This window comes from Haladaptatus rarus (genome assembly GCF_054177585.1).
In genome coordinates, this window is record NZ_JBPEHG010000009.1 from 73383 (window position 1) to 85926 (window position 12544).

Annotated in this window: 12 protein-coding genes; 5 read left to right on the forward strand and 7 right to left on the reverse strand. The window is 53.9% G+C overall.

The genetic code is table 11. The features are described 5' to 3' along the window. Together ACR3FE_RS18375 and ACR3FE_RS18380 are read right to left on the reverse strand one after the other, a co-directional pair. Positions 1-1356, reverse strand: coding sequence for a cytochrome P450 (locus ACR3FE_RS18375; protein ID WP_458208881.1), 1356 nt, complete (start codon positions 1354-1356; stop codon positions 1-3). A gap of 334 nt (positions 1357-1690) precedes the next feature. After that, a complete protein-coding gene (locus ACR3FE_RS18380; protein ID WP_458208882.1) occupies positions 1691-2494 on the reverse strand; it encodes a cytochrome b in 804 nt (267 codons plus the stop codon). A gap of 260 nt (positions 2495-2754) precedes the next feature. Between ACR3FE_RS18380 and ACR3FE_RS18385 the strand changes: the two genes are divergently transcribed. After that, positions 2755-3564, forward strand: coding sequence for a helix-turn-helix transcriptional regulator (locus ACR3FE_RS18385; RefSeq protein ID WP_458208883.1), 810 nt, complete (start codon positions 2755-2757; stop codon positions 3562-3564). 199 nt (positions 3565-3763) lie between these two features. Further along, on the forward strand, positions 3764-4579 hold the full coding sequence (locus ACR3FE_RS18390; protein ID WP_458208885.1) for a hypothetical protein: 816 nt from the start codon (positions 3764-3766) through the stop codon (positions 4577-4579). Between the two features lie 84 nt (positions 4580-4663). Here the strand turns inward: ACR3FE_RS18390 and ACR3FE_RS18395 are convergent, their stop codons facing one another. Continuing rightward, positions 4664-4786, reverse strand: a complete 123-nt coding sequence (locus ACR3FE_RS18395) for a hypothetical protein (protein ID WP_458208887.1) — start codon at positions 4784-4786, stop codon at positions 4664-4666. A 495-nt stretch (positions 4787-5281) separates the two neighbouring features. Here ACR3FE_RS18395 and ACR3FE_RS18400 point away from each other — a divergent pair, with 495 nt between their 5' ends. Beyond that, the gene (locus tag ACR3FE_RS18400) at positions 5282-6745 is read left to right on the forward strand and encodes an RNA-guided endonuclease TnpB family protein (RefSeq protein WP_458208889.1); all 1464 of its coding nucleotides are present in this window, start codon (positions 5282-5284) and stop codon (positions 6743-6745) included. Positions 6746-7002: 257 nt separating this feature from the next. Here the strand turns inward: ACR3FE_RS18400 and ACR3FE_RS18405 are convergent, their stop codons facing one another. Continuing rightward, positions 7003-7539 (reverse strand): DUF6790 family protein, encoded by a 537-nt coding sequence (locus ACR3FE_RS18405; protein WP_458208890.1) that lies wholly within the window; start codon positions 7537-7539, stop codon positions 7003-7005. Between the two features lie 69 nt (positions 7540-7608). After that, complete coding sequence (locus ACR3FE_RS18410) at positions 7609-7932, reverse strand: hypothetical protein (RefSeq protein ID WP_458208891.1); 324 nt, start codon at positions 7930-7932, stop codon at positions 7609-7611. A gap of 881 nt (positions 7933-8813) precedes the next feature. On the opposite strand from ACR3FE_RS18410, the gene ACR3FE_RS18415 reads away from it, so the two are divergent. Beyond that, positions 8814-9599 carry a hypothetical protein gene (locus tag ACR3FE_RS18415; RefSeq protein WP_458208893.1) on the forward strand — a complete coding sequence of 262 codons (786 nt, stop codon included), beginning with the start codon at positions 8814-8816 and terminating at the stop codon, positions 9597-9599. 27 nt (positions 9600-9626) lie between these two features. Beyond that, entirely contained in the window at positions 9627-9917 is a 291-nt protein-coding gene (locus tag ACR3FE_RS18420) for a helix-turn-helix transcriptional regulator (RefSeq protein WP_458208895.1), read from the forward strand. 243 nt (positions 9918-10160) lie between these two features. Here the strand turns inward: ACR3FE_RS18420 and ACR3FE_RS18425 are convergent, their stop codons facing one another. Together ACR3FE_RS18425 and ACR3FE_RS18430 are read right to left on the reverse strand one after the other, a co-directional pair. Then, positions 10161-10499, reverse strand: a complete 339-nt coding sequence (locus ACR3FE_RS18425; RefSeq protein ID WP_458208896.1) for a HalOD1 output domain-containing protein — start codon at positions 10497-10499, stop codon at positions 10161-10163. Positions 10500-10717: 218 nt separating this feature from the next. Next, positions 10718-12331 carry a winged helix-turn-helix transcriptional regulator gene (locus ACR3FE_RS18430; RefSeq protein WP_458208897.1) on the reverse strand — a complete coding sequence of 538 codons (1614 nt, stop codon included), beginning with the start codon at positions 12329-12331 and terminating at the stop codon, positions 10718-10720. Positions 12332-12544 lie beyond the last annotated feature (213 nt).

The following is a 12544-nucleotide window of genomic DNA, read 5'->3' on the forward strand; positions in this document are numbered from 1 at the left end:
TCACGCCGACTCGGTGTATGCCTCCCGCTCGTGAACTTTCATCCAGATAGGACGCTTGGGACGTGTCGTGATCACTGCTTCCACTTCCAACGACGTCTCCGGGCAGAGTTCGAGATGACATCGCTGGAGGATAGTCGCGAGTACCACGGTCGTCTCCAGAAGGGCGAATCGATCCCCGATACACCGGCGAGGACCGGCCCCGAACGGAAAGTACGCGAGTCGTGGAAGCTCCGCTCGGAACTCATCGGTCCACCGGTCGGGTCGAAACGCCAGTGGATCAGAATACCACCGTGGGTCTCGGTGAACGACCCATGGTGGGAGCGAAACGGTAACGCCTGCAGGAATGTGATATCCACCAATAACGACGTCTTCAACCGGTTCGCGGTGGATATCGTATGCCGGAGGATACAACCGTAGAGACTCCGTTACCACCCGTTCGGTGAACGGTAAATCACTCACTTCATCCATCGACGGTGGCGTCCCATCGAGAACAGTGGTGAGCTCCTCGACGAGGCGCTGCTCGACGCCAGGATGCGTGGCCAACAGATAGCACGTGTAGGTTAACGCCAGCGCGGTCGTTTCATGGCCCGCACCCAAAAAGGTCATCACCTGGTCTCGCAGTTGTCGCGTGCTCATCGGCTCTCCTCGTTCATTCTTGGAGGCAAGGAGTCTCGACACCACATCGTCTCCGTCTGGGTCACCTCGCCGTTCATCGATAATCCGATCGACGACGGTTTCCAACTCGGTGACTGCCCGTTTGAAACGCCGGTTCCCGGGTGTCGGGGCCCAGGATGGGCAGATGTGATACGAGATGCTACCGAGACGGTTGAGAACGATTTCGAGATTCCGCCCTATCGTTTCGACATCACGGCCGATATCGGCACCGAGGAGCGCTCGGGCAACAATGTCGAGCGTCAGTCCCATCATCGCCTCGTGGGTATCGATTCGATCCCTATCGGACCACGAGTCGCATAATCGGTCGGTGGACTCGGTCATGAGGGCCGAATACACAGCAATCTGATCTGGATGGAAAGTCGGTTGGATGAGTTGTCGTTGCTCCCGCCACGCATCACCCTCGCTAGTGAACAACCCCGAACCGAGAATGGGGCCGAGCACGTCGCGAGTCAGGTGGCTCTTGACGAAATCCTGATTGTTTGCAACGAGCACAGATTCGATGTCGTCGGGATGATTGAGTTGCCAAATCGATTCATTGAGGAATTCGTAGTAGACGACATCACCATACGTGCGCGCATTCTCGGTGATGAACTCGAGTGCCCTCCGCGACTGCAACGCGGTTCCGATAAGTGGCTGCCCCTGCGGACCAGGGGGGCGGTCAGTTTCTGAAGTGATTCCCATGGGTTCGAATCCTTTGATGGTTAGTCACCTTTGGTCCGAGACGATATATCTCATAGTATAATTATTGGTGATTGTGCGTGTCGATGGGCGCGAATCGATTCCGGACATGGCACCTGATGGCAGGAGTCGGCCAGTCGCGCAGCGAAGGTAGCGCATCATCGATGAATCGCAGTCCAGCGAGTCACCCGATTGTGAATCCTTTCGGCAGGCAGCCCATTCGCGTTCACGGTCTCTAACTTCAGCGCCAGCTGACTGGTGGCCGTCTCGCACGAGCGTCGTGCCAGTTCCTGACGAGCAGTCACAGTTGGCGAACACGGAGTAAGATGGCCCCGCATCAGTGTGGTTCTGCGATACCCTGCAGCCAGACGATGCCGATGTGGATCGCGATGAGCGTGGTCATGACGAACGGCAACAGGAAGACATGGATGATGTACATCCGCTGTAGCGTCGCCTGACTCAGGCTGAAGCCGCCGAACAGTAGCTGGGCGATCCATTCACCAATGAGCGGGACGGAGAGGAACAACTCGACGCCGATCTGTCCAGCCCAGAACGCGAGCTGGTCCCACGGAAGCAGGTAGCCCGTGTATCCGAAGATCATCGTGAGGCTGATGAGGATGATGCCGAGGAGCCAGTTGATTTCGCGGGGTTCCTTGTACGCGCCCGTGAAGTAGACACGGAGCATGTGGAGGAACACCGCTGCGACCATCACCTGTGCCGACCAGCGATGGATACTCCGAAGCATGAACCCGAAGTTGAGGTCAGTCATGATCAGCGTCAACTGTTGGTACGCTGCCGATGGATCTCCCTGGGCGGCCGCCGTCGAGGGCGAGTAGTAGAACCCGAGCAGCGCGCCACTGATCGCTGCGACCACGTACGCAATCACTGAGAACGATCCGAGCGCGTACAGTGGATACCAGTACCAGAATTTGTTGTCCAGTCCGTACTGCTCGGTGTGGCTTTTCGGCATCTGCATGTTGACCTTATAGTACAAGGTCTCCAAGAACTCCAGATAGTCCACGATACGGAGTCGTCGGTCGAGCCACAGCAGAACTATCAGATACCCCCGCTCAACCGGCGTGAGGTCACGCTCTTTTAGCCACTCGCGGTGATTGTGGGGGTCCTTGCGTTCTAGACTCATGGGAGTCTCCGGCAAGTGCGACCGTTCCCCGTGCCCCGAACGACTCCGGTAAACGTCGGACTCATGATACCATCTATCGCAGTCGCCCACTATCATGATGCCGTCTGATAGAGTTTCACCCCCTGAAACCGAATCGAACCCTCTACAGGTAATTGAAACCGTTTGCTGTCACCCGAAACGAGTGTGCAGGCGAAGAGCGAGGCATGTATATTTATTAGGCGAGTCGTTCATAATTAGTCATTATCGAGGTTCAGCATTCAATGGTGACCGATACTCCACTCGACGACGTTGATTTTCTCGCCCGGTCGCCCCACCGCGTCCAGGTGCTCCGAACCCTCGCATCGGGGCCACGAACGCGGGGCGATCTCCACGACGAGACGGGCATCTCTCAGCCGACGCTGGGGCGCGTTCTCGGAGCGTTCGAGGACCGCAACTGGGTCGCACGGCGAGGCCACGAGTACACACTCACCCCGTTTGGTGAACTCGTCTTCGAGGAGTTCACCGAGTTACTGGGCACAGTCGAGACCGTCCAGCGCCTCGGCGACGTAATCCAGCAATTCCCGACCGACCAGATCGATTTTGATATTCGACAGTTCGGCGACGCCACCGTCACGACGCCGGAAGCGGGTGACGTGTTTAGCCCCGTCGACCGATTGACGGAGTTGTTCTTTGGAGCCAAATGTGGCAAAATCTTGGTCCACTCGGCCCCACCGGGAACTCAGGAAGATCACCGGAATCGCGCCGAGGGCTTCCAGAAGAGTGACCGACGGGTCGAATCGATCAACTCAGCGGAGACGCTCGACCAGGCGTTGGCTGATCCGGAGTCGGCGAAGTTAATTCGCGAGGGTCTCGAATCGGATCGTGTAAAGATATACAAGTACGACGACGCGATTCCGTTCATTCTCGCCATCGCAGACGAGACCACAATGCTGGCACCGACCGACGACCACGGCATTCCCGTCGCACTTATTGAGACAGAAAACGAAACCATCCGGTCCTGGGTCGAGGCTACACTCGACGAGTATCGTGAGCAATCGACTGAGGTGACGGTGGACGATCTACCGCCGTGACCGCCACTCGAGATGGACAGGCCATCGACGGAGTGGGATCGATTGTCAGCGAATTTTTAATTGTAATCCGTACTAATGGAGACACATACTCGAGACGTATGTCTTCCCAATTATCAGAAATACGTGAAATAAACTATTCCAATTTTCTTATCATTTTATCCGACAAATTAATGTCGCTCCATCTCCGAGAGAACCGATAATGCGGGGGGAACAGTATCAATTCAACGGGGACGCAGGGATTCTGCATCAGCAAGCGGTCAGAACACCGCTTCCCGATAAAGAGACTGAGCGAGTTTTTCACGAGAATATGATGTCTGTGGCAGACGCGCGAGAGCGGAAGGCAGAGCTGCTCGCTGACCCCAATGTCTCAGTGCTCGATGCATACGAAACTGAACTTGATAGTGTCGTGGAGGGTTTCAAGCGGCGGCTTCGCCATATCGCAGGTAACGACTACACGGCGGTTGCGATGGCGTATAACCGTGGTGAGCAAAACGACCGGATTGGGGCATTGACATCGTACTATCTCGAGGGACTGTGGCGGGTTCAACAGCGTATCACTATTACTGCTATGCTGTTTTTCCCGATCATCATTCGATATCCGGATAGCTTCACAGTGAACATTCGATTTGCCGATGAGCACATCACGACAGAGTCGGTCGTCTTCGAGTCACCTGAACACTTGAGTGAAGAACTCGACGACAAGTACGCCACGACGTACTACGAGGAAAGTCTGTACACACAAAAGCAGGCGGCAGACTACATCAGAGAAACGGCACAGATCATCCGCGAGGAGTTTCCCGACCCGGATGAGACACCGTTTGAAGAACGTAAATACGGTGGCATCGTTACAGCAGGTGGTCGGCGGGGGTCGGTCTTTTCGGACATGCTCACGCGTATCGAACCGGATCCGAATCGATTTACAGAATCAGTCAGTGAACCGACGCTCGTCAAAGAGGGCACCGAAGCGAAACAGACAGAACGAGAATTATTGCCCGATGGTGACGTTGTTATCTAATCTGGAATCCGTTTTGATGGTCGCAATCATGTAAGTTTTATTCCCACCAGCCAAGCACCCTTAAGATAGCAGAAATCACACTCGTTACATCTCTTCAACGAATTCCACTTCAACGTCACCATCATCCTGCCGGACAACCTCATAGAGAGCCGCACAGCGGAAACACTCGTAGCCCATCGGCAGCGCGTCCTCATCGTACACCTCCACATCGGCACCACACCCGGGGCACTCCACGCGAATAGCCGGTTCGTCGTCGGGGTTTCATGAAGTTCATGACGTTGCTGTTCAAATGCAATTTCTACGATGAACAAGGCCGAGTGCCTCGAGGTTTGTCTCCGATGGTAAAGCCAGCCGCGAATCTTTCTACATCACCGATGGATAGGGAGTTGCCAGTCATGATCGGCGTTATCGACTGTCCCATGTGAGGGAATCGACAGTGGGAAACTCCTGTTTCGCTGTCTGTGGTGGGTTGTAGTACCGCGATTCAATCTCGTAATACCCGAATTCGGGAGGAATGCAAGCACAGGCTTTCGCCAAACTCTCATCCGCCGTGTGCGTAATTACCGAATTGCAAGGTGAAAGCCCACGACTTTAGTCGTGGGATGAAACCGACATGGCGACGACACAAACCAAAGGACTGCGTGATGACTGCAACCCCGCTGGTAACTACGTTTATTATCCTTGCAACGAAAAAGAGTGGTCATGCGGCGAGCAAACAAACTCACAGCCCATGCCCGTGAAAAGTGGCAGAATGCGTGCCTGTGCGAGTGCCTCGCCGCGACCGATGCCTTCTGGAACGAAATCAACTACCGACGTATCACGGCCCAGAAAGAAACCGGAAACTGGAATAGCGCCACCTACACCGACTTGTACGATGACTACGCAGCCGTCATCAGTAAAGCAACGTGCCAGCAGATCGTGCAGAAGAACGCTGAGGCGTGGCGCAGCTACGACGATTCACCCCACGACAACCCAAGCTTCCCCCGGTTCTGGGGGAACCGTCGTGAGGGATATGACATGCGGACAGTCATTCGGAACGACCTCTACCAAATCAACTGGGGCGCTGAAGAGTCCACGATTAAGATTCCGGTTGGGAAGGCACTCAACGACAAATACGACATCCCCGGTCGTGGGTATCTCGTTGAATTGGAACTGAAAGGCGACCCACGATGGAAGGGGAAACCGGCCCGACTTGAAATGTCGTATGATAAGGATTCTGATTGTTTCCGTGTCAGTCAGTCTGTGAAAGTCCAGCCAGACTACAAACAACGCGTACAACAGACCGACTTCCCACACACCACTACACTCCAGATGGAGAACACGGAACAGCAACCATCTAATTCGGCGGCAATCGACGTCGGAGCCAACAACACTCTCTCCATCATCACTGAAGACGGAGATATCGCCGTCTTTCACGCTCGCCCAGAATTCAACCGGTTCAATACTCGGTACAACCACATTTCACGACTCCAATCCAAACTCCCCTCGGGCGTGTATTCGAGTGAACAAATCCGCACCGAATATGCCGAGATGTACGGACAACGCGATCATCACCGTGACGCGGCGATTAAGAAGACCGCGGTGTGGTTGGGTGAACGCGGTGTTGACGACGTGTACGTTGGAGACCTATCGGATGTATTGTCGACACATTGGTCGGCAGAGGTGAGCCAGAAAACGCACAATTTCTGGAGTCACGGACAACTCACCGAACAGCTCGAAAACACACTGGAAGTTGCCGATATCAGTCTCGATGAGGTATCAGAAGCGGATACGAGTTCGACATGCCCCCACTGCGGGTCAGAGGACGTGAACCGACAAGGTGATGAATTGATATGCGAAGATTGTCTGCTCTTTTCGCACTCAGATATCGTGGGCGCAGCACTGATTCTCCACGAGCAGGCAGGTGTAGAGGTTTCTGAGTGGTTTCGGCCGATGGCACGGCCCGCTGCCCGTGACGCTGAACGCGCACGGGACGAAGACAATGACAACGACACCGGGTCGTTCGACGTCACGTACTTCCAGTGGAACGACCACGAGTGGACACCACGCACCAACGAGGTGATGGGAACACTCGGGTCATTTGACCAACGAAGCGTCAGCGAACCGCAAACATCCTCCGGGCAGCACGCTGGCTGGGTTGCCCACAGAGGAATCCCACGGCTTTAGCCGTGGGAGGATGTCAAGCTTGGTGCAGGCGAGTCTGTGACCCTGTATACGGAGAGCGGATCAAATTCGGCACACAAGCTGTACTGGGGCTCTGGGAGTGCGATTTGGAATAACGGTGGCGATACGATTATCGTGACGACGAGTAGTGGCGAGACAGTGATTCAGAAAGAGTATACCTAATACATCAAATTTATAATCTGTATGGTTTGTCCGTTTTGAACTCTCTGCGGAGGAATATATACGAAACACGTGGTAATTCACAGAGAATAGAGAGTCACTAAGACGAGCAAGACAAGCGCCGTCAGGATATCGGTCCACAGGATTGCGCCAGCGTTTCCAGGATTTCGATTCTGTGTTGTACGAATCTCTTTGATATGGACGACTGCAGCGCCAAGCATGAACACTGAGACACCAACTGCCGTTGCGATCCAAAATCCACTGCGGAACCAGAGACAGAGAACGCCCAGTACACCAAAGGCAAGATTAGCGAATGCGACTTCTTTTTGGAACGGGTTGCCCGCCGGCCAGCCGATGAACGCGGCTATCTCGTCCGATCTAAAGTAATGACCGAGGAACGCCCAGATTCCTTGGAGGCCGACGACCACGACTAAAAATGCGAGTAAGAACGCTTCGACGGCCGGGGTACTCCAGAGGAGAACCTGAATTATCCCAGCAAGGAGAGCTCCTGCCGGAAACAGAAGTGGGGTATAGTCACCAATTGTTCGATTAGTGCTCGGTCGATCAGCGGTTGATGCATCGGTTGTGCGTGTGGATGATTGTTCCTCGTGGGCCATGGTATTCCCCACCCCTAGCGGATCATCTAGAATCTACGCTGTACGAGTTGATAAAGATGATATGCTTGATCAGGATGTAGCTCCAACGGCTTTCGTCGAACAGTGACGATTGCTATCCGCATCCGTATCCGGCTTGGTCGGATCAGAGCCCAGTTCCATCACCTCTCGGCCATCCTCGAGGCCATCGCTATCCGTGTCTTGCACTTCCGGATCAGTCCCCATCTGCTCCTCCTCCGCATCAGAGAGGCCGTCGCCATCTGTGTCGACGCTCTCGTTCGTGGTCGTGTGCGTGGTTGTCGTCGAATGTGCTGCCGTAATGCTCGCCAAGAGGAGGCCGTTTGCAAGGAGGGCACCCCCGCCCGCAGGAGTCTTATTCGTTTTTCTCCATCTCAAACAGGGACTTCTCTCTGGTAAAATAAGTTTTCTGTCGCAGCGATCGACCGTACCCACTATTTCAGGACATCGATAGGGGGTCCAGCAGTGGGTTGTCGATGGTTGGCGGATTATCGAGATACAAGGAGAATACCTGCGGCTTGACGAGCAAGAGCTCAACCGATTCCAGACATCGCTCGGGAGCACAGATTCTGTTGCTTCGGTAGTAGCCAACTGCTTACCTTGGTGGATTGCCTCCCTACCTTTCGATGATCGGCGTTTTCCCTTGGTCTGCAAACTGATTGCGGCAATCGGGTTCGCATGCAGCTTCGCAGAAGCTATGAATGGACGCATCTGCGCCTGATCCAGTTACGCCGTTCATCCCGAGATAAACCTGCCTATCGGCTACAGCAGGATGTTGAACGTCGTGCTCGTGTTGAGTGTGAGTTTCCTGTGGCTTCGTATGAGGGAGAACGTCGATGTGTTGCATAACTAGCTTGACTAACGAACTAATGGGAACCGGATAAGCGATACGCACCCTGGACCTTGTTTAGACGCGTGAAATTGGGCGTATTCGAATCAGTCTTGGCGAAGTCGGTCACCATTGGCTGAAAATGGCCGCTTGGGTCTGTGTTCGGAGATAGGCCTTGCGCTCACACTTTGTTTTCACCCCTAAGAGTTTATACAAATGACTTATTTGTTCGAGTATGAAACGGCGAGACGTACTTGCCGGACTCACCGCTTCAGTAGTTACCTCGCTGAGTGGCTGTAGCGGGGGGAAACCAGGAGGAGGTGGAGGATGTCTGGGTGAAACCTAGACGGGTCTCGGCTACGACGTTCAGCTTGACGATATCTCCCATAACGCCATGACAAGCATATGGAGTGGAAAGTGTTCGCTCTCGGTGTATCTCAACTACGTGCGTGGGGGTGATGCGGGGATTACTGCTGCTGGCGTCGCTCTTTACTCCCAATCTGGACATCGGTTTGACCTCGTTTCGTTAGGAGATATGACATGGGATCAGGTTCCAAACGAGCAGCGCTCCGAAATGGATTGTGGGGGGTTCCAACACGGTGTGATCAGCCGCGCAGGAGCGTTTTCGGTCAATGAGTTCCCGTACTACCTTGGCTTGTGGTTCTCGGAGATACACGCAGGTGCTCCTGAAGGGCAAACCATGCTCGAATATAATGGAAATATGCCGCCAGAGACGCCAGTCGCACTCAGCGACTGGAAATCCGTCAGAGTCGAGTCGCCCTATTCCTTCCCACCGCTTCCCGATAGTTCACCGGAACTCGGTGTCGGTATCACAGCTGGAGAGATGATTTCGTATGATCGAGCGTGTCGTAAACGAAACTTGACGGTTCATGATGTCCACTGCTGTGATATCGGCATCTCCGGCTGGATCGAATCGTCGAATCCACACTACCTTCCCGGCCTTCGGCGAGCACAGATGAAAGAAGATGGCGAGACAGCCCTGGTCGAAGTGGCGATTCGTGACTTCCAACGGCCTCCTGAGCGTCATTGTGAGACGATGTATCTTGAGTATACCGTGGGGCTTTCTTTTTCGGAGGGTAGGCCTACGTCCTTTGAGGTCGTCCATTTAGACTCCCACGGAGAAGAGCTTGAGCGGAACCAAGTCACAAGCCGCCAATTTGAGGGGAGTTCAATGTGGCCAAAAGAACTTAATTGACCGCTGACAATCACTAGTCGAATACCAATGTACGATCTGACTGGTTTTCAACGTGACCTGCTGTACGTCGTGAGTGGATTAGACGAACCACACGGACTCGCGATCAAAGAGGAGCTCGAAGAATACTACGAGAAGGAAATCCATCACGGCCGCCTGTATCCAAACCTGGATTCACTCGTCGACAAAGGGCTAATCGAGAAAGGCGAAAAAGACCGACGAACCAACGTCTACAATGTTAGTCGCCGCGGCCAACGGGAAATCGAAGACCGGCGAGACTGGGAGCAAGAGTATCTTGACCAAGAACTTATTCCAGCCTGACAACCACGTTCTAAAGTCACCAATTTGGCAGTCTGTCACCTCACTTCACATATAATGCAGGGCGAGGAAGCCCACGACATCAGTCGTGGGTAGCTGACTCCTCCGTCGACAGCGACGTACAACCTTCTGTCCGCCATTCACCGACTCACAAAAACCGGTCACCAACCACCTTCACTCGCCGTTTGATCCCGCTCTCGTCCCAGACCGTTCCATCATGCTCGATTTTGTCATTGTCAATCCCCTCTACGGTTTCTCATCCTGCTTATATCTTTTGCTGGGTTTTTCACTCTGTGACTCGATCCGTACTACACCATCACTGGTCACAGTAACATAGTGGTCATGATATTGAAACCTGACCTGCCCGGCAGATCGCTCCGTTCCGCCGTGTGTGGGAGCAAAGAGGTCGTCTAGCGCTTCGAGGTCGATCGACTGAGACAGCCTGTCGAGTTCGGTTATGTGAATGTCTTCCCAATCTGCGAGTGCGTTGATGAGAATCGTACTGAGCTGTGTCTCCGTTCTTCGATCGGACTGGCTGTGATCTTCATCTAGAGCTGTCTCTTGTATCGCAGTGTACTGCGTCATAACACAACGCGTCCATAACATCGATGGTAAAAAGAGAAAATGGCAAAACTCTCCAAACGTCTTTTAATGAGGGAGGAATTTTGCTGTAAACAGCGGATCTGAACCCAACACTACTCAATTTCACATAAAATGCAGGGCGAGAAAACCCACGACTTCAGTCGTGGGCTTTCTTCTGCACCCCTGTAACGCAGATTGGCATCGTGAGTAGTCCGGGCAGCTCAGTCGTCTGCACTGATACTCGGCTGTCTCGAGAACACTGCCCGTGTCTTCGACGTCAACTGGTTATAAACGGTTCTCCCGTTCCGCTTGCGTTCGACGAGACCGTCCTCCGCCAGCCGCTTCAGGTGATACGTGACAGTACTAGGATCGCGGTCAAGTTCATCAGCTAGCTCACCCACCGTAACTGGCTCCTGTCGTGAGACACCGTCAAGTACGGCGGCAGTCGCGGTTTGGGCGAGCGCCGCTCTGAGTTCGACCTTGTCATCGGAAGCCGGATAATATCGTCGTTTACCCCGGATTTTCGCGTTCGTCACAATTTTCTCGTCTTCGAGTATTCGGAGGTGATGGCGGATGGTCGACAGTGAGACATTCATTCGGTTGTCCAACTGCGAGAGATAGGTTCCAGGCGTGCGCTCGATGTGATTATAAAGCTCCGCCCGCACTTCTTGTTCGAGTGGATCAGAGTCATCATACTTGCTGTATCTGAGCGGCATAAACGGCCACCAGACCCGGCCTTCGACCTTTGGTCTGGGGAAGACACTGACAGTACCGGCGTGGGTGGCCAGCGTTCCGATCTCTAGGTGATGGAGGACGACGCCGGCAGTGACAGTCACGCCGATGAGTTCGGCGGTTTTCGTAGGATGGGCCGGAGTCGCCGGAACAGATCCGTTCGGGTGTGTCCCTGGATCGTTCACCTCTGTTGTCCTCATCGTTCCGTCCGCGTTCGCATCATCGCCGGATGTGGTGTCGTTCAATTGCGCCGTGGTGTTAGGAACAGTGTTCGACTCGACTTTTTCGCTTTGCGCCACGGGCAATGATGCGGTTGCAATCGGTTTGGACGAACGACCTCTGGCGGTCTTCTCTTCGACGGTGACAGGTACGTTCTCATCCGTTTTCGTCATACGTGGCGACGCGTTGATCAGATTGTCCTCGATGACGCCGCCGGTCGCCTTGCTTGCGATATCGAGTCCCGAATGCGCGTTTGTTTTTGCGTTATCGGCCCTTTGGCCCACCTTTTTGACGACTGTGTTGCTCACTTCCCCGGCATTGCCGCGTTCCGAATTGACCGCATTGGTCGTGATGGAGTCGGGTTTCGTTCCCTCGAATGAGTTACCAGTCGACACCGGTCTGTTGTTGACGGCGTCAGGGGTGGCTTTGTTCTCGTCCACATTCTCGCTCGGCTCAACTGTATCGTTGGTGTCACTCGTCGTGGTCACTGAGGAGAAGCCAGTGGTATTGGTACTCGTCTCACCAACTGTGCCGGTTGTGCCGGACACATTGGTTTTGCCGGGAGTGTCGCCGACGTTTGTTGTGTCGGTCGTGCCGTTCTTTTTAAGAGTCGTCGTCTCAGGGTCTGTCGTGGACTGTGTCCAGTCAGACTCGTTCGCATCATCGGCAGTAGTGGACACGTCCGACACCGCGGCGGTCGTCGCGATCACTGGTGCGTTAGCTTTCGATTGACTCACCGTCGACTTTGGAGTCGTCGTTATATTGGTCGTGGCCGTGACAGTCAACGTGTTCGTGGTTCCGTTTACGTTTTCACCGTGCAAGTTCTCGGTGGGGAGCGCGACCGTGAACCCTGGAAGACACAGGAGTACGGCGAACAATATCACTGAAAGCCTGTGGTTTTCCATTCTCTCTTAATCCTGGCGTTCTAGATTATTCTCACCACCAAATAATTATGGTATTCACGTAAAAATAAAATTAAAATCAATCGATAAATTGTATCTACGAGAATTTCATCCCTGACTACACACCATCAGTCTCCTCGTCTACCAGCTCAAAAGAGAAGTGTACGAACGAGGTGTGTTGGGTGTCGGAGTACC

Bases quoted from the DNA above. Each gene is read 5' to 3' on its own strand.
- ACR3FE_RS18405 (WP_458208890.1), bottom strand. From the start codon at position 7,539: ATGGCCCACGAGGAACAATCATCCACACGCACAACCGATGCATCAACC.
- ACR3FE_RS18375 (WP_458208881.1), bottom strand. From the start codon at position 1,356: ATGGGAATCACTTCAGAAACTGACCGCCCCCCTGGTCCGCAGGGGCAG.
- ACR3FE_RS18385 (WP_458208883.1), top strand. From the start codon at position 2,755: ATGGTGACCGATACTCCACTCGACGACGTTGATTTTCTCGCCCGGTCG.
- ACR3FE_RS18420 (WP_458208895.1), top strand. From the start codon at position 9,627: ATGTACGATCTGACTGGTTTTCAACGTGACCTGCTGTACGTCGTGAGT.
- ACR3FE_RS18390 (WP_458208885.1), top strand. From the start codon at position 3,764: ATGCGGGGGGAACAGTATCAATTCAACGGGGACGCAGGGATTCTGCAT.
- ACR3FE_RS18380 (WP_458208882.1), bottom strand. From the start codon at position 2,494: ATGAGTCTAGAACGCAAGGACCCCCACAATCACCGCGAGTGGCTAAAA.
- ACR3FE_RS18425 (WP_458208896.1), bottom strand. From the start codon at position 10,499: ATGACGCAGTACACTGCGATACAAGAGACAGCTCTAGATGAAGATCAC.
- ACR3FE_RS18400 (WP_458208889.1), top strand. From the start codon at position 5,282: ATGCGGCGAGCAAACAAACTCACAGCCCATGCCCGTGAAAAGTGGCAG.